Source organism: Pontibacter harenae, assembly GCF_020907245.1.
In the GTDB taxonomy this organism is placed as follows: domain Bacteria; phylum Bacteroidota; class Bacteroidia; order Cytophagales; family Hymenobacteraceae; genus Pontibacter; species Pontibacter harenae.
Genome location: NZ_JAJJWH010000019.1, coordinates 65117 through 88517 on the forward strand (window position 1 = coordinate 65117; position 23401 = coordinate 88517).

23 protein-coding genes are annotated in these 23401 nt (G+C 44.6%); 13 read left to right on the plus strand and 10 right to left on the minus strand.

Annotation, left to right across the window (positions count from 1 at the left end; translation table 11 throughout):
* Position 1: 1 nt before the first annotated feature.
* From LN893_RS11645 to LN893_RS11660, 4 genes are all read right to left on the minus strand, one after another.
* Positions 2-442, minus strand: coding sequence for an ATP-binding protein (locus tag LN893_RS11645; RefSeq protein WP_229970152.1), 441 nt, complete (start codon positions 440-442; stop codon positions 2-4).
* Positions 443-466: 24 nt separating this feature from the next.
* Positions 467-1315 (minus strand): alpha/beta fold hydrolase, encoded by an 849-nt coding sequence (locus tag LN893_RS11650; RefSeq protein WP_229970154.1) that lies wholly within the window; start codon positions 1313-1315, stop codon positions 467-469.
* Positions 1316-1494: 179 nt separating this feature from the next.
* Complete coding sequence (locus LN893_RS11655) at positions 1495-2244, minus strand: metallophosphoesterase family protein (RefSeq protein WP_229970157.1); 750 nt, start codon at positions 2242-2244, stop codon at positions 1495-1497.
* Between the two features lie 4 nt (positions 2245-2248).
* Positions 2249-3004, minus strand: coding sequence for a nucleotidyltransferase (locus tag LN893_RS11660; RefSeq protein WP_229970160.1), 756 nt, complete (start codon positions 3002-3004; stop codon positions 2249-2251).
* Positions 3005-3430: 426 nt separating this feature from the next.
* Here LN893_RS11660 and LN893_RS11665 point away from each other — a divergent pair, with 426 nt between their 5' ends.
* Positions 3431-4285, plus strand: coding sequence for a hypothetical protein (locus tag LN893_RS11665; RefSeq protein WP_229970162.1), 855 nt, complete (start codon positions 3431-3433; stop codon positions 4283-4285).
* A gap of 151 nt (positions 4286-4436) precedes the next feature.
* Here the strand turns inward: LN893_RS11665 and LN893_RS11670 are convergent, their stop codons facing one another.
* Positions 4437-5285: a glycoside hydrolase family 25 protein gene (locus LN893_RS11670; RefSeq protein ID WP_229970164.1), complete on the minus strand. Its 849-nt coding sequence runs from the start codon at positions 5283-5285 to the stop codon at positions 4437-4439.
* A gap of 199 nt (positions 5286-5484) precedes the next feature.
* The gene (locus tag LN893_RS11675) at positions 5485-6633 is read right to left on the minus strand and encodes an alanine racemase (protein WP_229970167.1); all 1149 of its coding nucleotides are present in this window, start codon (positions 6631-6633) and stop codon (positions 5485-5487) included.
* 151 nt (positions 6634-6784) lie between these two features.
* Between LN893_RS11675 and LN893_RS20740 the strand changes: the two genes are divergently transcribed.
* From LN893_RS20740 to LN893_RS11690, 4 genes are all read left to right on the plus strand, one after another.
* Complete coding sequence (locus LN893_RS20740) at positions 6785-7489, plus strand: coproporphyrinogen-III oxidase family protein (protein WP_369427671.1); 705 nt, start codon at positions 6785-6787, stop codon at positions 7487-7489.
* Positions 7490-7533: 44 nt separating this feature from the next.
* Complete coding sequence (locus tag LN893_RS20745) at positions 7534-8157, plus strand: oxygen-independent coproporphyrinogen III oxidase (RefSeq protein ID WP_369427672.1); 624 nt, start codon at positions 7534-7536, stop codon at positions 8155-8157.
* Between the two features lie 141 nt (positions 8158-8298).
* On the plus strand, positions 8299-8832 hold the full coding sequence (locus LN893_RS11685; protein ID WP_229970168.1) for a CopD family protein: 534 nt from the start codon (positions 8299-8301) through the stop codon (positions 8830-8832).
* Between the two features lie 111 nt (positions 8833-8943).
* Positions 8944-9576 (plus strand): hypothetical protein, encoded by a 633-nt coding sequence (locus tag LN893_RS11690; RefSeq protein WP_229970170.1) that lies wholly within the window; start codon positions 8944-8946, stop codon positions 9574-9576.
* Positions 9577-9736: 160 nt separating this feature from the next.
* On the opposite strand, the gene LN893_RS11695 is transcribed toward LN893_RS11690, so the two are convergent.
* On the minus strand, positions 9737-10648 hold the full coding sequence (locus LN893_RS11695) for an AEC family transporter (RefSeq protein ID WP_229970172.1): 912 nt from the start codon (positions 10646-10648) through the stop codon (positions 9737-9739).
* Positions 10649-10946: 298 nt separating this feature from the next.
* Here LN893_RS11695 and LN893_RS11700 point away from each other — a divergent pair, with 298 nt between their 5' ends.
* Positions 10947-12275 carry a DUF6600 domain-containing protein gene (locus LN893_RS11700; RefSeq protein ID WP_229970175.1) on the plus strand — a complete coding sequence of 443 codons (1329 nt, stop codon included), beginning with the start codon at positions 10947-10949 and terminating at the stop codon, positions 12273-12275.
* Positions 12276-12338: 63 nt separating this feature from the next.
* Here LN893_RS11700 and LN893_RS11705 read toward each other — a convergent pair whose 3' ends face one another.
* Together LN893_RS11705 and LN893_RS11710 are read right to left on the minus strand one after the other, a co-directional pair.
* Positions 12339-13304, minus strand: a complete 966-nt coding sequence (locus LN893_RS11705) for a carbohydrate-binding family 9-like protein (protein WP_255710015.1) — start codon at positions 13302-13304, stop codon at positions 12339-12341.
* A 246-nt stretch (positions 13305-13550) separates the two neighbouring features.
* The gene (locus LN893_RS11710) at positions 13551-15332 is read right to left on the minus strand and encodes an aminopeptidase P family protein (RefSeq protein ID WP_229970178.1); all 1782 of its coding nucleotides are present in this window, start codon (positions 15330-15332) and stop codon (positions 13551-13553) included.
* Between the two features lie 327 nt (positions 15333-15659).
* Here LN893_RS11710 and LN893_RS11715 point away from each other — a divergent pair, with 327 nt between their 5' ends.
* Genes LN893_RS11715 through LN893_RS11740 form a run of 6 tightly spaced genes read left to right on the plus strand, consistent with a single transcriptional unit; the run spans position 15660 to position 20270 of the window.
* Positions 15660-16070 carry an Hpt domain-containing protein gene (locus LN893_RS11715; RefSeq protein ID WP_229970180.1) on the plus strand — a complete coding sequence of 137 codons (411 nt, stop codon included), beginning with the start codon at positions 15660-15662 and terminating at the stop codon, positions 16068-16070.
* A gap of 45 nt (positions 16071-16115) precedes the next feature.
* Positions 16116-16487, plus strand: coding sequence for a response regulator transcription factor (locus LN893_RS11720; protein WP_229970183.1), 372 nt, complete (start codon positions 16116-16118; stop codon positions 16485-16487).
* Positions 16487-17731: a YaiO family outer membrane beta-barrel protein gene (locus tag LN893_RS11725; protein ID WP_229970185.1), complete on the plus strand. Its 1245-nt coding sequence runs from the start codon at positions 16487-16489 to the stop codon at positions 17729-17731. The genes LN893_RS11720 and LN893_RS11725 overlap by 1 nt, the downstream gene beginning before the upstream one ends.
* A gap of 3 nt (positions 17732-17734) precedes the next feature.
* Positions 17735-18832 carry a HEAT repeat domain-containing protein gene (locus LN893_RS11730; protein WP_229970188.1) on the plus strand — a complete coding sequence of 366 codons (1098 nt, stop codon included), beginning with the start codon at positions 17735-17737 and terminating at the stop codon, positions 18830-18832.
* Positions 18829-20124 carry a glycosyltransferase family 2 protein gene (locus tag LN893_RS11735; protein ID WP_229970191.1) on the plus strand — a complete coding sequence of 432 codons (1296 nt, stop codon included), beginning with the start codon at positions 18829-18831 and terminating at the stop codon, positions 20122-20124. Before LN893_RS11730 ends, LN893_RS11735 begins: the two co-directional genes overlap by 4 nt.
* On the plus strand, positions 20118-20270 hold the full coding sequence (locus LN893_RS11740; protein ID WP_229970192.1) for a hypothetical protein: 153 nt from the start codon (positions 20118-20120) through the stop codon (positions 20268-20270). Before LN893_RS11735 ends, LN893_RS11740 begins: the two co-directional genes overlap by 7 nt.
* A gap of 39 nt (positions 20271-20309) precedes the next feature.
* On the opposite strand, the gene LN893_RS11745 is transcribed toward LN893_RS11740, so the two are convergent.
* Positions 20310-21944, minus strand: a complete 1635-nt coding sequence (locus tag LN893_RS11745) for a GMC oxidoreductase (protein ID WP_229970226.1) — start codon at positions 21942-21944, stop codon at positions 20310-20312.
* Between the two features lie 359 nt (positions 21945-22303).
* On the opposite strand from LN893_RS11745, the gene LN893_RS11750 reads away from it, so the two are divergent.
* Entirely contained in the window at positions 22304-23377 is a 1074-nt protein-coding gene (locus LN893_RS11750) for a glycoside hydrolase family 88 protein (RefSeq protein WP_229970229.1), read from the plus strand.
* Positions 23378-23401 lie beyond the last annotated feature (24 nt).

Consider the following 23401-nt stretch of genomic DNA (forward strand, 5'->3'; position numbering starts at 1 on the left):
TTCAAAAGCTCCCTTTTGCTGTATACGTACTATTTTGCTGTATACGTACTATATAAAGTGCATCGAAGCCTTCGGACACAGAAGGCTTTTCCAGCCTTTTGGCCGTTCCGTATATTCCTTTCTCGGGCACAAGCCAACGGCCTGTGCGGCTACTGTTTCGCTCTACCGCTTCCCTTGCTGTCGTTTCAAAATAGTACCCGATTACTTCATACTTCGCTTCTCTTGCCAGTTCAATGTACTTGCTACGCTCTGCTATGGTGGGGTTTGTATTATCTACCACAAAGCGCATTTTTGTTTGCAGGCAGCCTCTAAGGAAAAGGGTTTCACGGTGGCGTGTACGCAGCAGATCCAAGCTAATGCGCATGTGCGTGTTAAAGAAGTTCTCTTTGTAGAAAGTAGATTTGCCGCTGGACTGTATGCCACAGAAGATGATGGCCTGCATAAGCAGTTTTGTTAGGTTGAAGATTTATACAATAAATTGGTAGATGGCATTGTTTACCTGCTCTGGCCGTTCGTGGTGCAGCCAGTGGGTGGTACCTTCTAAAAGCAACAACTGCCCGTTTACACATTTTCTGATGCTTTCAGAGGCCATTTCAGCACCTAAAAACTTGTCTCTCTTTCCCCAGAGCATAAGAGTTGGCACTTGCACATCTGCTGCCAAATTTAACTTAGAGTATTTATAAGCCCTGTACCAGTTAATCATGCTGTTTAAAGCACCAAGTTGCTCCCATGCCCTTTTGTAGTGCCCCAGTTCCCCTTCAGAAAAAGCATTTTTAAGCGCTGTGCCAGCCATGCTTTTCTCCAACAAACTGTAGTGAAAGGCACTACAGCATAACTCAGGCAATAGGGGCATTTGAAAAAAGCCAGCGTACCAACTGCGCAGCATCTGCTTTGGGTTCTTTTGCAGGTTGCGCTTCATTACCTTGGGGTGCGGCATATTCAGGATAATTAGTTTTTCTAGTAGCTTAGGGTAAAGTATTGCCACAGCCCAAGCCACTGCCCCACCCCAATCGTGGCCAACTAGGTAAACTTTCTCATTTGCGGTCTGCTGTATAAGCGCTACAACATCTGCAACCAGGTGCTCTAGCGTATACGCTTTTACACCTGTTGGCTTACTGCTGCTGTTGTAGCCCCTTTGGTCTGGCACTATAACACGAAATCCCTTTTCAGCAAAAAACTGAATCTGCTTACGCCAGCCGTACCAGAATTCTGGAAAGCCGTGCAAGAAAAGCAATACTTTTCCTGCTGGAGCACCTGCCTCTACTACATGCAGACGGATATTGTTTACAAAACAGTCTTTTTCAACTATAGTCATTTTATAAGTTCTTATCCTACTCCTTCTACAGATTCTTACGGGAGTTTAGGTGGCATATGGCATTAAACTGAAGATGCTGTTGCGCTCTTAAATGTGATCATCATTAAAAAAAACAAAGAGAGCGCCTGACCTACAATAAAGATCTGGTGCTCTCTTTTATGTTCTTTTGTAAAGTTTGTTTATACCTCCAGCAGATAAAAAGGTAGCTCGTACCCTTCTTTCTGAAGTATAGGCTTGGACACATTAAAGACTTTCACGCCTCTGGTTGTTTTACCCTCTAGTGTGCCAATATGCGCATGCCCATGAAAAGCAGCCAACACGCCTCTTCTATTTATAGGGTCAGCTAAGCGGGAAGAGCCCAGAAAAGGAAAGATCTGCTCTGGCTCTCCTACCACTGTTTCTTTTATAGGAGCATAATGCAAGACCGCTATCTTCTTGATGTCTTCATTCTCGGCATCTAACCGGGCCAGAGCACCGTCTAGCTTCAGCGCTTCGTCTACTGCTTCCTGCACAAACGATTTAAGCGCTTTCTCGCCAAACATGCCCAACATCCCCCTGTCGAAGCCGCCACCAAAACCTTTTACTCCTGCAAAACCAATTCCTTCTATCACCACACACTCGCCATCTAGCATATGTACTTTTTCCTGTACCAGTAGCCTGCGAATTTCGTCCTGCTCATCGTGCTCCCAATCGTGGTTGCCCAGTACAGCCACTACAGGTATGGTACATCCTTTCAGTTCTTTCACCAGCACCTCTGCCTCGGTTACGCGTCCTGTATCGGTTAAATCTCCACAAAGCAGCAGCACATCTGCCTTCTCAGACACTTGCTTAAAGTACTCCTCCCATTTACCTTGGTCGCTTTCGCGTACGTGGATGTCGCCTACTGCTGCAATTCTGGTTATAGTTGTGTTGCTTTGTGTTATTGTCATAAATTTAAACTGATCTCATTGTTACTACTTTATACTGCCATTCGGTAATATCGATGGCGTATTGCGTTTGGTCTATCAGAGGGCCTCTGCATATTTTCTCAATAGGTGTGGGCATATCATACTGCTCCCTTGCTCGCGTCAGAAGCTCGTCAAAAAGCCACTTAGGCACTAAATCTCTGTCGGATGGATATACGAACTGAAAGGATAGTATTTGGGCCAGCAGCAGGTGCCAGTGCGTTTCCATGTGCATCCAAATCCATTTCCAATCCATCTTTTCGCCGTAGCGCAGTATCAGGTGGTTAATATCAGAGCCATCGTAGCGTTCACGATTCTGCACGTATAGCTTCGACCACACAAGGCTCTCCGCTGGGATAACTCTTACATTTACGCCCAACAGCTCGCTTTTCGCTGCTCTTTTATACCATTCATCATCCACAGCACAGTGATTGCCTGGGTTGTTAAAGATAATATCCACAAAATGCTCCCCTAGCTTTACCTTGGCCAACCATCTTGGATCTGTTAACTCAGTTTCGAAACCTTGATCTGAGAAGCTCTTTAAGATACGCGGGCAGTCGCCTGATTTGCAGAATAGATCCAAATCTTTCGTGTCCCGCATAATATCTGTGTACAAGCGTAGGGCAAACCCTCCACCAACCATATATTCTACTTTACTCTCCTCTAGTATATGAAGGGCCTGCTGATAAAAATCATGCGCTCCTTGCATATTTATGCCTTCTTGTATTTCAATTACTTTAGCCATACTCCTTTGTGGTCACTCAATTTATTTTGTCTCTCTATACAGTTGTTGGCCAAGGGAACTACCATTTTATTTACCTATAGGTAATCCCAAACATTGTTCTTCGCCAATTTGTCAGGAGTAGAAATATTTACTTAATAACAGATGGTTTGGTTGTACTATTATGATTCATCCATCAACAAAACTGCCCTCCCTTTATAAAAACATTGAACTACCGCTACGCAATTTGAATATTTTAAATATGTGGTAAGTTTTATAACTTAAAATGGCCTCTGATGTCAAACCAAATGCAAAGCAGAAGCAAAAACCAGTGATAAAATACGTCTGTTTACACGATGCTTAAACTTCCTCCAATTACCCTCCTTCAGATAACCCCTACTCTTCGTCTTCGTTAAAAAAAAGAAAAACCTACTAACAAACTTATTTACCATGGAAAGATATCAGAGTGACTATCAGGAAGGAAATAACCAAAGAAATCAGCAAACAAGGCGATCAGACAGATACCGTCATCCAGAGCGCGACAATGACTATCAGTTCGACGACTACGGTTCATCGGCCAGAGGTGGTTATGGCAACGAAAGCAACAGCGGCACCTGGGGCAACCAGGGAAACGAGATGGGCGGATCACGAAATGTGAGTAACCAGGATATATATGACACCTACAGCACCTCCAGAAACTACGGCAACATGGGCAGCTATGGCGGGGCACAAGGCTTTGGCACACCAAGAGGAGGCTATCCGCAGCAACGCCATTACGACTCTGACACCAACTTTAATTTTGACAGCGGCATGGGTTCGCCTCGCGAAGCACGTAATAGCCACTACAGCCCAGGCGGCTACCGCGCATACCAAGGCGACGAGGTTTATGGTAGCGACCGTGGCATGGGCAACACCGACAACAGAGAACTTTACGGCTCCGATACATCCAGAAGGTTTCAGGGCGACAGCCAGAACCGCTACGACTTTGACCGCGACAACAACCGACGCAACTCATCAAACTATGGCGGAGCTGAAGGCAACTATATGGGCAGCGGCTACGACCGCAGCTCCAGAAGCGAGTACAGCCGGGACAGAGACAACTACGGATCCAGAGATCGTTACAACCGCGATGCCCGACACAGTGGCTACAACGACACTCCTTACGGCACCAATGGCTACTACAGTGGCGGCCACGGTAACTCCAACTCTGACAGCGACTACTTTAAGAGCGACAACAGATACCGCACCTTCGACTGGGACAGAATCCGTGACAAGAGACGACAAAACAATTCTGATCAGTACTAATGCTTAGCTTTACCCTATAAAAGCAGCAGGGGATTGGCAAATGCCAATCCCCTGCTGCTTTTATAGGGTAAAGCTAATTTTTCACTCAAGCACTTACTGTATTACTGTACATTAGGACGTTACTCTTATATCGATATAAAGATCCTCAAGCCTACTTAATACATACCTCTTTTAAATCGCGCATGCTACCGTAGAACACGTTGCAGTCTACAATACCGTTGATGCCATCGATATAGCCACCATCGGTATGCTGCCAGAAGGCCAGTTTTACCTTATCACTTTTTTCTAGCCTGAGTTTAGGCACTTTATAATGAGCAATCCAGAGATGATGGTTATCGAAATGTCCCTCCAGGTAATCTTTGTAAAATTTATAGCCTGTATAAATAATTGGTTTTACACCTTGCTTTTCCTCCACCTGGCTTAACCACACTTTCAGATCAGCACGAAATTGTTTGATGGGCTTCTTTCCCCTCAGTTCCACATCCAGCACAGGTGGCAGATCGCCTTTGGATAACTCTACAGTAGAGTTGAAATTTATGGCTTGTAACTCAGCGGAAACATGCGGTACAAAAAAGTGATAGGCTCCTCTTATCACTCCTGCCTCTGCTGCCCCCTCCCAGTTATCCTGAAAGCGCTTGTCTTTAAGTTTGGCTCCTTCTGTAGCCTTTACAAAAGCAAACAATACCTCGCTTTGCCGCACTTGTACCCAATCTACCTTTTTCTGGTAATGCGACACATCCACGCCATAAATACTATGCCCCTCTGGCCACACAGGCTTAGGTTTTACCACAAAAAATTCGACATAGACGAAGATAGCAGCCATACAGGCAATAACACCCAATCCGACCAAGAAAGGAACAGCCGACTTCTTCTGCTTTTTAGGCCTTGCCTTTGTTTGCTTCTTTTTAGGGCGCGAGCTTTTAGGAGGGCTTTTCTTAACCTTCCGAGGTTCCTTATGTTTTATAGGTTCAAGAGGATGATCTTCTAGTACTGTAGCCATGCTATACCTGACGCTAAACGCTCTGCTTCAAAATCTTCAATGATTAAGGCTATTGATGAAGACAAATATAAGATTATAACGCAAAGTTTTAAGCTGCTCTATCTAAAGTTCTTGCACACAAAGTTTATCCTTTCTAGCAGTCCCACTATCTAGCGCCTGCATTCAATCCTTGTGCAATTTAACCTCAATTGCCATAAACCTACCTTGCCAGTGCATACTGCGGCACACCCGAAAGGTGCTCCAGCCACTCCCCTTCTAGTGTAAGGTACCCTTTCATTAGATCTGATGTGAGGCAAGAATGAACTGGCAGGATGTACATTAAATCACCTATCTCATACTTAGCAAACTGTTCAGGATTCGCCTTCACAATACCATGTTCCTGCGATAGCGAAACCAGCTTTATACCTTCGAGCGGAGCCGACCAACCCTTGCCGTTCAGCTCTACTACATTTCCAAAGCATACGCTGCCGTCCTCCTGCGGCAGTACATCTTTCGAAAAATGCACACTGCCACCATAAATGATCAATTCATGCCGCTCTGGGTGCTTTGCTACCACAGGGCAGGCCATACAAACTGCAATATCATCGAAGGAGCAGGAGCCTATACGCTGCTGGGTCAGATCATAAAACACAAAATTTCCAGGCCGTATTTCATCAACGCCCGAAAGGTTTTCTACCACACTACACGATGGGGTATCACCGATAGACAACTGCAAACCAGGAAAGCGCACAAAGTAACGTTCACGCAGCATCTGCAACAGGTAAACTGTCGTGCTGTGAATAGTTTGAATCGCTTTTGTATCTGTCTGCTTATAGGTGTGGCCGTCATGCACTAAAAAGCCGCTGAACATTAAGCTGTTACTAGCTTCGATGTTATTCAGAAGGTTATCAATGGTGGTATGATCATGAGGCAGCACACCAGTTCTACGGTAGCCTGCATCTACTTTCAGCCACACATTTACAGGAAACTGCAGTTGTTGCTGCAGCACTTCTAAAGTCTCGGTATTTACCACAAGCAGGTGAAGCTTTATTCGACCCGCCAGCTCATTTATAAGGTCTATTTCCAACAAGTTGGTAGGGAAAGCTACCAGAATATCAGTCCACCCTTGGTCGGCAAAGTATTTTGCCATACGCAACGAAGAAACCGTAATTGCCTCCACTCCAGTATCTTTAAACCATTCGCCAACCTGTGCCGACTGATGTGTTTTAAAGTGCGGACGCAGCCTCACTCCATTCTGCTTCGCCTTCTTCGCCATTACTGCTATGTTTTGCAGACATTTCTGCTTATCCAGTAGCAATGTAGGTGCGGTTATCTTCATATAATCTTCCGTTTCTTCTTCAATAATCATAAAGTTAAGGCACATCTGAGAAAGAACCATACAAATGTCATTTCTTGATGCCCTTAATACTGACTTATGTCATTTCAGGCTGCAGCCAATGTTCGGACATTTGCAATGTGTAAAAGCACATTTTGTTTGTTTTGATTATAAATAAAAGAACATGGCCGCACCAGTTCATACGCATACTTCAACTGAGCTTTTAGCTAAATACGACATTCCGTCGCCACGCTATACCAGTTATCCTACTGTACCTTTTTGGGATGAAAAGCCTCTGACGCAGGAGCGTTGGTTACTGCATGTGCAACAGGCATTTACGAAAACAAATGCTTCGGCTGGCATAAGCGTTTACGTGCACCTGCCATTTTGCGAGCAACTTTGCACGTACTGTGGCTGCAACAAACGCATCACCAAAAACCATGCGGTGGAAGAGCCCTATATGCAAGCCCTGCTGCAGGAGTGGGAACAGTACTTAGCCGTTTTTGAAGAAAAACCCCGTATAGCAGAGCTGCACCTGGGCGGCGGCACACCAACATTTTTTAGCGCAGAAAATCTGAAAACCTTGCTCCAAAAACTGCTGGAGAAAGTCGAGATAACAGAAGATGCTGCTTTCAGCGTAGAAGTTCACCCAAACAACACCAACGCAGAGCAACTGCAGGTGTTATTTGATTTAGGCTTCAGAAGACTGAGTGTCGGCATTCAGGACTTCGATCCGTGCGTGCAGTTTGTCATCAATCGTATACAAACCTTTGAGCAGACGAAGTATATCTTTGATGTGGCTCGTGAAATAGGCTATACTTCTATAAACGGTGACATTATCTATGGTTTGCCGCTTCAGACAGCGTACGCCACACAGTTGAGAAGGTAAAAGAACTACGCCCTGAGCGAATCGCATTTTACAGCTATGCCCACGTGCCTTGGAAAAGCAAAGCACAGCGCCGCTACTCTGACAAAGATTTACCAGAGCCCGCTGTAAAGCGTGGTTTGTATGAGCTCGGCAGAAATTTGCTCGAAGAGGCAGGTTACGTCGAAATTGGCCTTGACCACTTTGCCTTGCCTACTGATGAACTGTATGTTGCGTCGCAGAATGGTATGCTGCACCGTAATTTTATGGGCTACACACCACACCCAACGCAGTTACTGATCGGGTTGGGTGCCTCCAGTATTTCAGATACGGGAACAGCTTTTATGCAAAACGTAAAAGAGGTTGAAGCTTACGAAGAAGCTATTCTTTCAAATACTTTACCGATCCTGAAAGGCCATGAACTGACAGATAAAGATTTGCTCATCCGCCAGCACATTCTTAACCTAATGTGCCGCTTCGAAACCACTTGGGAGGCCTCTGAGCTGCCTAATTTAGTGGATGCACTAGTGCGCTTATACCCTCTTGTAGACGACGGTTTAGTAGACTACGACCAAAGCCATATATACATTTTACCTGCTGGCAGGCCATTTGTACGCAACATAGCCATGTGCTTAGACGCCCGCCTTTGGGAGAAGACACCTACTACGCCAGTTTTCAGTCGATCGGTGTAGCAATATAAGACACAAGACGCAGGACTTAAGACACAGGATAATTCAACTTGAGTCCTACGTCTTGTGTCTTACTTGCTACTTCTCCTAATTCCTGCGGCCTTTTCGTTTTTGAGGCGTACCTTTGTGCAAAACAAATAAGAGATGGACAGCTTCTTTTACGTTAAGGCCTTACATATCATTTTTGTAGTAACCTGGTTTGCAGGCTTGTTCTACATTGTGCGTCTGTTCATCTATTTTGCCGAAGCCGAAGAAAAACCTGAGCCAGAACGTAGCATCTTACAGAAGCAGTTTTCACTTATGCAGAAGCGGCTCTGGTACGGCATCACCTGGCCCTCGGCGGTATTAACATTGATTTTTGGTGGCACCATGCTATACCTCTGGGGCTCCGTTCCGAGTTGGCTTGTCTGGAAGCTTTGCTTTGTTGCTGGGCTATACGTGTATCATTTCCTTTGCCACCGCATTTTTAAGCAACAGCAGCAAGGTGTGCTAAAGTACAACTCCACCCACCTCCGCATCTGGAACGAAGTCGCCACGCTTTTCCTCATCAGCATTGTATTCTTGGTGGTGCTCAAAAGCTCTTTAAGTATGCTTTGGGGAATTTTAGGACTGATTATCTTCTCAGCCATGCTGATGCTGGCAATCCGCATTTATAAAAGGTTAAGGGAAAAGAGTTAGAGAGTTGAGGAGTTAGAGATTTAAGAGTTGTACTACTTTGCTATAACTGACTCCAACCTTCTAACTTTTCAACCTTTTAACTTTTTAACTCATAATTCCTACCTTTGTGCTATGAAGCAACCAGAACTGAAAGCCAACGAGAGAGAACTGATTAGGCTGATTCGCTTTTTTAGCAAGCGAGCAGAGCTGCTGATGGAGGAGGGAACACTTAGTCCAGAACACGAGCAACTTATTACAGCTTGCCAGAACCTGGAAAATCAGTTGCTTTCACATGCGTCTAATCGATCTGCTATTCTGGATAAACGCGAACGTCTAGAGCAGATAATAGTAGACAATGCTCAATGCCCCAAATGTGGCAAGGCTGAGATGCTGAAGAAGAACGGCACCACTACTAACGAATACGGCTGGCGCAGCAACACCTACCGCTGTCGCCGCTGTAACCTAATCTTCACATGGAACCGCCCAAACAATCCTTGGGATATGGTGAAGTTCCTGGAGGTATACATTCAGGAGTTGGAACAAGGCCAGGAAACCCAGCAAAACGAGGAATTGCTTGCTCATACTGCAGATGCCATTGTTCAGTTAAACGATAGTCTTTCCCGCTTAAGGCCTGTACTGGAAACTTCTGATGAAGAAGTAGTGGCTTTAGATGAAAAAGAGCGAGAGATGGACAAGATGATCCACCAGTTTAAGGCTTACCTCATGATTGAAAAGATCAAAATGGATACTTTTCAGGAGGAGTAAGTTAGTTGTTTATTATTCGTTTATCGTTGTCCGTGTATTTTCTCATAGAGAACCATCAACAATATAGCTGAGGTTTCACGTATTAACTTAACACTTTACTTAGTACACGTGGAGATTTGCAACAGTAGAAATATTTTTTCCGAACAACGAATAACAAACATCAAACTCCCTGCACTAGCCAATACCAGAAAGCAAGGGTTATAAAAGAAACAGGTATACCTATTCCAATCATCATGGTGGCAAGGCGTGGTTTTAAGCCATAGGCTGCAGCAACAATAGATGGGGTAATCATTGGTGCCATGGCAGCTTCCAGTATGCTGATCTGCACCACTTCTCCCCTTCCTTTGAACAGCACAACATACAGCAGGTAAATAACAGCAGGCGCTACGAGCAATTGAAAGACGAGTCCCACCAGCAGGAACTTCCAATGCTTGCTGCGTCGCTCCACTTTTAGCAGCATTCCCACCGATACCAGCGCCAGCGGAGTTACAGTGCTTCCAAGCCGCTCAAAAACCTCATTAAAAGTATCTGAAAAATGAAGCCCTAGCACATTCATCACCAAAGCCATTACAAATACAATAAAAGGCGGAAAGGTGAAGATTTTTTGGGCTATAACACTTGCGCTGGTTTGGCCCTTAGAGAAATAAGCGGCAACTGCTATACCTACCGTAGAAAGCACCACAAACGAACCGGGTTGATCTACTAATATGGCTGTTTTCAGTCCTTCTATACCATAAAGTGCCTCAATAACAGGAAAACCTACAAAAGAAGTATTGCCAAGCCCCGACATCAAAACCATACACCCAATTAACTTTCTGGACCAGCCATATATTTTGCCAAGGCTTATAAAGATCAAAGCTGATAATGCAAAACAAATCCAGGCCACGCCCACAGGCAACAGCACCGTAGAATCCAACTGAATTTCGGGGATGAAATTCAGCGTAAGTCCAGGTAAAGAAACGTAAATGATAAACTGGTTCAGCGCTACAGGTGTGTTGGCAGGAAAAGCTTTCACCCGCCGTAGCAGCAGCCCGATAAACAAGCATCCGAACAAAAGTATAAAGCTGCTCATGCAGAAAAAGCTTTAGTAGCGCAAAATATCCACCCAAAGATAGTAAAGCTTCTGCTATACCTATAGGTAACTGAGGCAGCAGGAACTGCTAAACTTATATAAGTCTTTAGTGATGAGAGGCTAAAAAGATCCCTTTACACGTTATTATGTGAGATAGTGTGTATTACACATAATTATTTCCCCTGATTTACACTCAGCCAAATGTTTTGGCAAGGTATTTATTATAGATAAACTATATAAAAAACATTTGATCCGTCAGATGAGATAACGATACAGTCTACCTTATTTATCATGCATTATGAGAGCTTTAAAAAACCTGTGGGTTTACAGTATTGCAGCAATGCTAGCGCTCACATTGGCTATTCCTGAAAAGGCAGCCGCACAGCAAGGAGTACATATCTCCTTTCAAACTTTTTATGATGAACTGTCGCCTTATGGCCGATGGATTAATACACCTGCACATGGCTATGTGTGGCTACCAGATGCAGGGCGTGATTTCCAACCGTATGCATCCCGTGGCCATTGGGTAATGACGGAATATGGCCATACCTGGGTTTCTGATTATGACTGGGGATGGGCACCATTCCACTATGGCCGCTGGTACTACGACGATTTTTATGGATGGGCTTGGATACCTGGCACCGAATGGGGACCAGCCTGGGTTGATTGGCGCTCTGGCAACGGATATTATGGCTGGGCACCGCTGGGACCGAATATACAAGTGAACGTAGTGGTAAAGATACCGCTGGCGCACTGGGTGTTTGTGCCGCAACGCTACATCTGCAGCCCACGCATCTATACTTACTATGCTCCAAGAACACGTGTCACGAACATATACTATAATACGGTTATCATTAACAATGTGTACCGCCACAACAACCGTGTGTATGCTGCCGGACCTAGAAGAGATGAAGTAGAAAGAGTGACGCGTAGGCGTGTGGATGTTTATAAGCTGGACCACACAGATAAGCCAGGCCGTTATGAGGCCAGAAACGGCGCTTTGAGGGTTTACAATCCTGATGTACGAGACAACAGACAAAACTCGTCTCGCCCGGCACGTGTTGTAGAAGCTGGCTCAAGTAACGGAGGTAATTATTCTGGCCGACCAGACCGTAATGCAGAAGACTTTCAAAGAAGTTCGCCTGGCTACCAACAGGAGCGCAGGGCACAAAGCTACCCAGCTGATAGTAGAACAGGCTATAGCAGAGAAAGCCGAAGCGGCAGTAATGGTGAAGCCTATCCACAAAGGCCCTCCAGAACCGATAGGACATATGGCGCTCCTGATAACCGCCAACAGCAACAGGAAAGTACAGTAAACACACGTCAGCAACGACAGCCAGTGCAAGGGCCAACTTACGAAAGGCCAACGCAGCGAACTCAAGAAAGCAGAGAACCTGCAACGCCAAGACAAGCGCCTGCACGAGTACAGCCGCAGCAGCAACGGGTGGAAAGGCCAATGCCGATCCAGCGAGAACAGTCAACACCAAGCGTTCAACGTGCTCCGCGTGAGCAGCAGGTTCAAAGAGCAGAGCGCCCGCAACGCGTGCAGCCTTCGCAAGAAAGGCAATCAAGCGAGCGTCAGCAACCTGAACGCAGCAGAGAAACACGCTCGCGCAGTAAAGATTAGAGTAACATAGCAAAGTTTAGCTCCTAAAAAGCCGCATAACGTTCTGTTGTGCGGCTTTTTCTTTTATTCGCGCCATACTTTACCATCGTTTCGGATATGCCACAAGCCTTTTCCATCTGCTGTGGCTGCTGTAATTTCGTATTGGCTTTGGGTATTCATAATCTGCGGTACAAAAGTATAATCAACTATAGCTTCAGGCTTCCAGACAAGATCTGCTAATGATGTGGTGTACCTTTTGTGCTGCTGGTGATAGTGCTTCTCAGCATAGTAGAGCTTTCTTAGCTCCCACTTAATTCTCTCGTCAGTAGCAAGTACAACTTTATCAGTTTTAGTGCCAGCTACGTTGTCTGAAAACTGCACAAAGCCCCAGGTGGCAGGCAGGTGCATATCCACCACGCCCTGCGGCGACCACACCCAATTATCTTCTGGGTATGCTTTGCCTGTATCTGGATTTAGTTTTTTTACATGCTGTCCATCCTTTACCTCTGTCTGCCACTCCACCCTGGAAAAGTTCAGGCGCCATTGCTCTCCGTGCTTAGGCTTACGACCCTCTGACGCACATTCTTTCAAAATATCCCACGGAAAAGCAATTTCCACTATCCACTTCTTATCCTTATCGTCAGGGTTGTTAAGTGTACCGTTTAACTGCACCCCCACCTGTACCCCACGAATATCCCAAGCGTTAATGGCAGGCCCTCCGTCGCGATAGGTTTTAGCCAGCAACAAATCCCATACTGTGCCCAGCGCATTTACTTCAAACTCGTAGTAGTTCTGTGTATCGCCATCAGGGTCTATAAACACTTCGAAATCATTATCATAGAATATAACAGATTCCCGCTCCGTAAGCGTAGCCCAAAGTTCTGGCTCCTCCATTTCTGCGGCTACATAAAAGTAGGTATCGTCCCAAAGCATTTTAGCACGGGTTCTGAAGCGCGGGTGTGGTCTAAGTGAACCTTCTATGTCTACAAAATCTGATGTCCAGGTTGCTTTTGCCCAAGCTTCTTTCTCTAGCTTGCCATCTATATGCAGCGGCTTTCCTGTTCGATAGCAAACGTAAACTCCGGTTTAAAAGGAAGCGAAGACTCCTGTGCAAAGCTAGCCAAGGGCAGTATATTCGATAACAGACAGAGAAACCATTTTGAAAGCTTCATAGGAGCAGATGTGGTGAAGGTGGAAGTTATAAAAACTTTGCCATGATACTATGCTTGATAATAGCTAAGTGGCTAAGAGGCTAAACATATAAATAATTTCAGAGCCCCCATAACTTTCCTACTCCTAAATCGCTTTGGCTTTTTCCTTCAGCCAGGTCAACTCGTCTTCTTGCAAATGCGGGCCAAGCTTTTCGACTACTGTTTTGTTGTACTTGTTTAGCCAATCAATATGGTGCTGCTCCAGCAGCTCTTTCTTCACTGGTTTTGTATCGATAAGCGCATAAGTCAGCGTTTCGAAAGTGTAAAACACGGCAAAATCATTCACCTCATCAGTTATCGTTAGCACCAGATTTTCGATGCGGATACCATGGGAACCTGGGCGGTAAACACCTGGCTCTACCGAAGAAATCATCCCTAATTCAATATCAATCGGAGTTGGGCTAGGGTTAAGTACATGCGGCCCTTCGTGTACATTCAGGAAGAAACCAACACCATGCCCTGTTCCGTGGCCATAGTTGCGGGCATAGTCCCAGAGTGGTTTGCGTGTGATGGCATCAATCTGGTAACCACGCGTGCCTTTCGGAAAACGTGCTGTAGAACCGTCTATCGTTCCTTTCAGCACTAAGGTATAATCTATGCTTTCTTCTTCTGTCAGGTTGCCCAGCGACACAACACGTGTGATATCAGAAGTTCCTGTTTTGTATTGTCCACCTGAGTCAAGCAGGAAAAGTCCATCTGCTTTTAGCTCCACGTCGCTTTGTTCGGTAGCTCTGTAATGCGGCAAGGCACCGTGTGCCTTGTAGCCAGCTATGGTATCAAAGCTCGGCCCTACAAAATCCTCCTGCTCAGCCCTAAACTGCAACAGCTGCTCTTCAGCAGACAATTCTGTAACTTTAGTTTTACCTATATTTTCGTCCAGCCACTTAAAGAAACGTGTTACAGCCACACCATCTTTGACCATGGTTTTACGTATGTTAGCTATTTCCACCTCGTTTTTAACAGCTTTGAAGAAAGTGGTAGGGTTTGTTTCCTGCACTACACGCACCGAAGCAGGCAATAACTTGAAAAGCGCAAAACAGTTGCGTTTCGGATCGACAAGTATGGATGAGTCTTCAGGTAAGCTAGCCAGAGCAGTTTCTACAGCTTCGTACGGCTGTAGCTCCACTCCTGCCTCCTGTAGCTGGTTTCTGTCTCCTTCGTTTAACTTATCTGAATCTATAAACAATATGGCTTTATCTTGATTAACCAGTGCAAAGCAAAGCACCACAGGATTGCACTTCACGTCGCTGCCTCGCAAGTTAAACAGCCAGGCTAAATCATCTAAAGAAGAAATCAGATTGTAGTCGGAGAGATGCTTTTTGAGTGCGCCACGCAATTCTGCTAATTTTGCTGCTGTAGCTTTGCCTGTTGTTTCCTCTCCTAAAATATAAGCTGGCGCCATTGGCAAAGAAGGCCGCCCCTCCCAAATCGGGTTGAGGTAATCGCGGTCGGTAGCAAACTCAAAATTCAACGGCTTTAGCTGCTGCTCTAAAAGCTGCGCTAATCCTACAGAAATAAGTTTAGCATCGAAGGCAATAGTACCGCCGTTCTCAAATTTCTCAGCCAGCCACTCAATGTACTCTGGCGCATGCTGCACCTTCATCTTCACTAGCTCAAAGCCACTACCTTCCAGCTGCTCGTTTGCCTGCACAAAATAGCGGGCATCGGTCCAGAGGCCTGCAAAATCTTCTGTTATAACTAATGTACCTGCTGAGCCAGTAAAACCCGAGGCAAAGAAAATGCTTTTGTATCTATCTGGTACATATTCACTTATATGCGGGTCGGCAGACGGAATAAGGTAGGCGCTTACACCTTCTTCTTTCATCTGGCTACGAATTGCTGCTAGCTTCTCTGTATAGGTCATCATTAAATTCTTCGGTGAAAAAGGCAAATTATAAAAAGATGAGGAGAAATGCATGTTTCAAGAAGTATCCCACACTCTAGCCACAAGTACACCTTATAACTTAAGCACAATTACTAGAAACAACACAATATTTGTTTAGTCATAATTTATCAATAGCTTATCATACTTAAAATGTTTAAACAAACATCCAGAAAAAGACAAGCAACAGGCATACAAACAAACCTAAAAAGGCCACAATTAACTTTATAGCAAAAAAATAATGACTTTGATATAACGAGGAAACCAAATTTCCATAACTTTACACGCATAGCACATTCTTAATTAGTTTATATGCACACAGATAAAGAGAGAGAGGAACAGGACAACACTTCAGCAGCACAAGTGCAATTAAAGAACGTCTGTGATTTTGCTTATATTGACAGAATGTCGAGTGGTAACAAAGACTTTAAGAAAGAAATTATAAAGCTGTATTTGCAGCAGGTACCAGAAGAGCTACTGAAATTACAAACAGCCATTATTACAGGAGATAAGGCAGGTATAAAAGGCATTGCACACAAATTAAAGTCATCTGTTTCTTTGCTCGGGGCAGAAAGTGTGGCAACTAGGCTTAAAGCGCTGGAACTTCTGTCTGCATCAGAAACCGTGAGAACTGAAGATTTTTTACAAATATTTAAGGAGCTAGAAGAGCTGAACGATCGTGCTATAGAAGAAGAGCTGCTTCCCCTTTTGTATAATGATTAGCAGAAAAGCATAACGATTATCATTATCACCCTTAATTTACTGACCATGAGAATTCTTGTTGTTGAAGACGATGAAATGATTCTACGAACTCTGGAGTTTAGATTGAAGAAGGATGGCTACGAAGTAACTGCAGCAAGAACAGGAAAAGAGGCGCTGGAAAAGTTAAAGTCAAACACTTTTGACTTGGTAATTACAGACCTTATGTTACCTTTTGTAACGGGTATGGAAGTACTGTCTTTTGCTAAAGCCACCTTCACCGATTTACCCGTGATCGTGCTTTCTGGTTCCGATGAAGAAGGCACCATTATGGACGCTTTTAAACTAGGTGCCGATGACTTTATAGCAAAACCATTTAGCCCAGGCGAGCTTACACTCAGGGTAAAGCGCCTTTTAGTTCGCCACACAGCAAGAGGATAATGACACCCCTACGGTACTTCCTAGGTTTGTGCCTTTTGGTAGCTTGCACTGCTTTGCCAGGCACAGCTTCTGCGCAGCAGCATATCCTGAACGCAGATTCTTTGCTTGTTCAGGCACAGCAACAGGCACAGGCAGGCAAGTATAACAACAGCCGCAAAATGGCGCAGCAGGTTTTAGCTGTAGCTCCTCATTATTCCGATGCTATTGTATTGATTGGCAGAACCTATGCCTGGCAGCACAAAGCTGACTCTGCAAGAATAGTTCTATTGCCGCTTGTGCAGCAGGAACCACCCCACCAGGGAGCGCTATTGGCGCTAGCTGATGTGGAATTATGGGCAGGTGATCCTGAACAATCGCTACAGCATGCGCAACAAGGTTTAGCGGCTACACCTACTTCTGTTCCGCTACAGCTGGCAATGGCTCGTGCGCTGCGCGACCTGAAAAGGTACAAGGAAGCTAATGAACTTCTAAAATCGGTAGTAGCAGCACAACCACAGAATGAAGTGGCTTCGGCTCTTCTAGAACAAATGGTTGATGCTAACTTAACACATCGGCTGAAGGTAGAGCACCAAACAACTTTTTTTACTGATAACGCGACAGAATCTTGGCAATTAAGCCAACTAGAATACACTCATTTGGCACCTAAGGCAAAGTTTATTGCAAGGGTAAGCCGTGCACAGCGGTATTCTCAGCAAAGTCTGCAAGGTGAACTGGAAGCTTACCCACAGCTAGGCAAAAGCACTTATGCTTATATCAATGCTGGTATTTCAGATAACAACCTTTTCCCGACATACCGTACTGGTGCCGAAATCTACCAGTTACTACCTTTCAAGCTAGAAGCATCTGTTGGAGCGAGAACCTTGTTTTTTCCTTCTCAAACAGTGGTACTTTATACAGGACATTTGGGCAAGTATTTCGGCAAGCAGTGGATTGCCTTCAGACCATTTTTTCAAAAGCAGCACGACGGTTGGCAAACAACAGGCATTCTACAACTAAGGCAATATTTTAAACAGGAAGACGAGCATATCACGCTTGTACTATCTAAAGGAAGTACGCCGTTCTCGTTGGTTGGCTTTGAGGAGATAGCAAGGCTAGATGCTACCCGTGTGGGGCTGGAGAGCCAGTTTAGGTTAAGCAAGAGGTACTTAGCTGGTGCTACACTGATGTATGAACGGGAAGAATACACATCCGAAGCGCATCGCAATCGCATCACAACAGGTTTGTTTGTTCAGGCAAAATTTTAGCGTATGGATAGACTCTACAAACTACAGGACCATTTTGCAGACATACCCGAAACAGTAGAGATTATTCTACTTGTTTCGCTTTTCTTTCTGTCCGTTGCTTTCGGGCTTTTTCTGGTTATACTTTTGAGCAGGTTAAAAGATGGCTGGAAATACAGGCGAAGCAGATGGATGGGAAAAAAGTCTCAGCAGTTAATTACGGCCTATATGTTTGATGACGAGTGGCCACGGGAACGCACGATACGCTTTCGTGTAAAAAAGCTAAACAATGGCTTTAACCGACAGGTATTCCTGGAGAGTCTGATATCGCTAAGCCAAAATCTTATTGGCGAATCAGCCGAAAGACTAAGTGTTTTGTACGAGGAACTTGGCCTGCACCAACATTCTAAATACAAGCTTTACTCTAACTCCTGGGACGTAATTGCCAAAGGAATCTGCGAACTGGCCGAAATGGGCATGCAACAGGATCTTGACTTGATTCGTTCTTTCATTAACCACTCCCACCCCATTCTACGGTCAGAGGCACAAGTAGCTTTGATCAGGTTGGAGAAGGACGCACCATTCGCTTTCTTGAACCAACTTTCTGAACCGCTACTAGGATGGCAGCAAATGCAATTGGCCAGAGCTGCACATAAAGCGCATTTAGAAAACTTACCTGCTTTTGAGCAATGGTTAAGCAACGAAGAAGAAACTATCGTTGTTTTTTGCCTTCGCATGATAGTGCAATATGCCCAACACAATGCTGTACCAAAGCTTTTGGAACTACTAGACCATCCTTCAGCAGAACTTCGCAGGGAGGTACTTGTCGCCATCAGGCAGTTAGAAGCTTTTGAGGCGACAGAAAAACTGTTGGAAATCTATAGCCATGAAACTCCTGAAAACAAGATGGAGATTCTAAAGACGCTACCAGCTATAACACTAGAAGACAACTTTGCCTTTTACGAAAGAGTTTTGCTTGAAAGCGACCGAAACCTACAGCTAGCAGCTGCAAGGGCTATGATTAAAAGCGGCGGAAAAGGAAAGGCTATACTTTCTGGAATTAAAGACGATTTGCAACATGCGCTGCATTCTGTGGCTGCCTTTGCACTTGACCCAAGAATATGAGCGAGCTTATAAGGTCTTATATCGGGGAAACAGCTACTTTTTTTAACTACCTGGTGCTGTATTACGCCATTGGGATATGCGCTAGTTATGTTATACTGGCGCTAATATCGGCTTTTGCCATGGCCAACTATAAAAAGCGAAACAGCTTTGTAGATTACCGTTCCATTCTTTCTTCAAAGTTTGCTCCTTCGGTATCACTTATAGCTCCCGCCTACAACGAATCTATGACCATAGTAGACAATGTGCGCTCGCTTCTGACGCTGCACTACAATAACTGCGAGGTTATTATAGTAAACGACGGCAGCAAAGACAACACCATGCAGCTGCTTATTGAGGCGTACGAACTGGAGAAAGTAGATTATGTACTGAACGAGCAAGTAGCAACCAAACCTGTACGTGGCATTTATAAAGCTAAGAACCCAGCTCACCACAAGCTGGTAGTGGTAGACAAGGAAAATGGCGGCAAGGCTGATGCTCTGAATGTTGGCATCAATGTATCTGTGAACAAACTTATTGCCTGTATAGATGTAGATTGTGTGCTGGAACCAGATTCTTTGCTGAAACTGGTGAAGCCGTTTAAGGAAGAGGAGCGAAAAGTTATTGCTACTGGAGGCGTAATCAGGATTGCCAATTCTTGCGAAGTAGAAGATGGACGTTTGATTCGTGTGCACGTGCCAGACAAGTTTATAGCCCGTGTACAGGTACTGGAGTATTTCAGGGCTTTTCTGATGGGGCGAATGGCATGGGCTCACCTCGACGGCTTACTACTGATTTCGGGCGCGTTTGGCATGTTCGATAAGGAAACGGTGATACGCGCAGGCGGCTACAACCACAACACAGTAGGCGAAGACATGGAACTGCTCGTAAGAATGCGGCGCCTGATGTACGAAGAAAAAATGCCCTGCAAAGTTGCCTTTATACCCGATCCGCTCTGCTGGACAGAGGCCCCACAAACCTGGGACATCTTAAAGCGGCAACGTAACCGCTGGACCAGAGGCACCGCCGAAACACTTATGCTGCACCGTAAAATGATTCTGAACAAACGCTATGGTATTCTAGGTTTGGTTAGTCTGCCGTTATGGGTGCTCTTCGAGTGGCTGGCACCTCTTATAGAATTCTTCGGAATGATATTTTTTGTTTTGTCAGCTATCCTAGGTTTTGCCAACTGGCCCTTTTTCTTTTCATTTCTGGCGCTGATTTACTCTTTTGCTATCATGAACTCACTTTTCGCCATCCTATCCTTTTCGAAGAGCATTCTTACAAACAGTACAAGCGACCTAAACACATGCTAAGCCTGATTGGAACAGCGCTGCTGGAGCCGTTCCTGTACCACCCTGTCACTGTTTGGGCAGCCGTACAAGGCAACTACGATTTAATTACGGGCAAGAAAAGCTGGGGAGAAATGACTAGAACAGGGTTTGCTCAGAAGGCACAGTAAGCAGCTTAACTGAATCCAAAATAGATGCTCTACTCTCATTTAAACTTTCATAAAACATTTATTGCTGCTTGTTCTTTCGCTCATAATTGATTTTAGATGATCAGCAAGCATCAATGATTGTGCAACGACGGTTAAAGTAGGATTCGCATGGCTACTTGTAGGGAAAGTAGAAGAGCTTGCTACAAATAGGTTATCTATACCAAAAACTTTTGAATTCTTATCTACAACGCCATTTTTTGGATTGTCTGACATTTTTGTAGTTCCTATGTGGTGCGCATAAGAGTTATAATTACTTAGCAAGCCTTTTAGAAATTCCCGAAGACCTTCTTCTGTATAAACTGCTTCACCCACGCTACATTCTTTAAACCTTTTCATAAAGATATTGTGCGCGTTCACCAAAGACTCAATATCTCTATCGTTGAAAGCTATTTTTACTTTAGCTCTGTACATGCCAAAAGCATCTCGCTCTGTATCAGACAAACTGACCCTACTCTCCCTGTTTGGAGTCTGCTCAGCTTGAAACAATAATCCCCAATATGGACTATTCTTGGATGGAAGAAGACTGGGTAAACCTAAGTTATAAAAGTTACCAAACCCACGGGACATATAGTCAGCGCGCTTCGCTGCTTTCCGAAGTGAATCACGAAAACCTGTTTCAGAAACAAGAAGTTTGGCTGTATTATAGATTGAGGTAAAAGCAAAGCCTCTCTTATCTACACTTACTGGGTGCGACAAATAAAAGATTGTGTTCATAAGCCTGTTCTCCTCCTGAGCAGCCTCTGTAAACCCCCAGCGTCTGCGACAGTAAACATCTTTGTCTTTCTCAAAACCGAACATGATGTTCTCCCTGTTATAAGGATTTATTTTGGCATAAGTGCCAACAATGTGGGTCATGTAATATCTTCCTACATTATCGTGCTGGTTACCTAACCCATTCTGAAAGTACTCATTTTTAGAAGACAGCAGAAGTCTTGGATTTTCAATTCCACCAGCCGCAAGCACAAAATGGGCTGCTTCAATAGTTAACCTTTTTTTATCTGCTGCCACCTCAACATGTGTTATTCTATCGCTCCTTCCTGACATCTGGAACGACAATACATGAGCGTCTAACAAAACATGAATTGTTGAACTACGCTCTAACTCGGCTCTATATTCTTTAGCAAAGCGTGTAGGAGGACTCCATCTTTCCAACAGCGAAGAATCAATCTCACCTGTGTCGAATCCTGGTATAATTTCGTTCTGATGGTTTGGAAAAACTTGCCTGGCATTGAAGTTCAATTCTCCAATTTGGCACAAGTCACTTGCTTTAGAATAGTAAGGCTCGATTTCTTCGTATGAGATGGGCCACCCGCTTGCAGGCACCCAAAATCGATCTTTCAGATCAATAGGATCATAGGGAACGCATCTGCCTGACCAAACTGCTGAAGCACCACCAAACTGCCGCCTACGCAATTGCTCTAGCGGTTCATGAGAACCTTTAGGCACTACCACTCCCTTATGTAAATCCTGAGCAGCCCTCGTCTCTGACCAACCTCCCCCTGCAATCACTATTACTTTAAGAGAAGTTAAAGCAAGCTGCATAGCCATTGATATGGCCGCTGGACCTCCCCCAACAATACAAATGTCAGCAGACAGGTTCTGCCCATGTAAAAGATGATTTTTCGATAGAATCATATCTAGCTTATAAACTAAGATGTAAACAAGTTAGACTTGTAAATGGAAGAATTACAAAGGGCATAGTAGCACCTGTACAGCTTTAGAAATCATAATATAACACATTAGTTTCGAACACAAGCAGCTGTATATAGCACATCATAAATGTTTACAACAAAATCAAAAAGATTCTTCATATAATAGTATTTTTATAGTTGCACTCCTGCTTAAGCTTACCCAACCAAAGACTGACAGATAGACACCACCTAGCTTTTATTATTTTCGGTTAGCACCTAATTTCCCTATATTAGGCAGTCAGATGCTAGTAGGTTTTCTAATTCGTTAGCATACTTAATTTATCGCCCTACGACTTAAATAACATGTTGAAAAGACGTCTACCTATTAAAACGCTTCTGCTTGGCCTAGTTTCTTTTTATACTTCTTGCAGTAGTAGCGAACAAGCACAGCAGGATGCAATGGCTACCTCAGCAGAGGTAGTGAACCTAGCAAACAATAACTTTGAAGATGCCGCCGCACAATACAAAGTGTTAATGGCAAGGCTGCCTCAAGACCGCTTCCCAAAAACATATCATGCCGAGCAGGATGAACTCGAAATAAGCGGTTCTGACTGGTGGTGCAGCGGCTTTTACCCAGGTACACTTTTATACTTGTACGAAGAGACAAAAGATCAGGCGTTGTACGATGAGGCGATGCGTATTATGCAGGTGCTGGAAAAAGAGCAGTACAACACCTCTACCCACGACCTCGGCTTTATGATGTTCTGCAGTTTCGGCAACGCCAACCGTATCAGCCCAAAACCTGAGTATAAGCAAATACTATTAAATAGCGCCAAGTCGCTTTCTAGCCGTTATAATCCGCAAGTAAAAGCTATCCGCTCCTGGGATTCTGCTCCAGAGGATTTTTTGGTGATTATTGATAACATGATGAACCTAGAACTACTGTTCTGGGCTACCAAGGAGTCTGGAGATTCTACTTACTATGACATTGCTGTGACGCATGCCAACACCACCATGGAGCATCACTTCCGTCCTGATTATAGCACCTACCATGTTATAAACTACAATCCTAACACAGGCGCTGTAACGCAGAAGAAAACGGCACAGGGAGCAGCCGATGAATCGGCTTGGGCAAGAGGTCAGGCATGGGGACTTTATGGCTATACCGTGATGTATCGCGAAACAAAAGACGAAAAGTATTTAGAACAGGCACAGCATATAGCCGATTTCCTGCTGAACCATGAAAATATGCCCCAAGATAAAATTCCCTACTGGGATTTTAACGCCCCCAACATTCCGAACGCAAAACGTGATGCGTCTGCCGCAGCCATCATAGCCTCTGCCTTTTTAGAACTAAGCAAGTACTCGGATGAGGAAAAAAGCCAGCACTATTTCTCTACAGCCGAAACAATCCTTCAAAATTTGGTACCTCTATAAAAGTAATGATAAGTTATAGTTTGC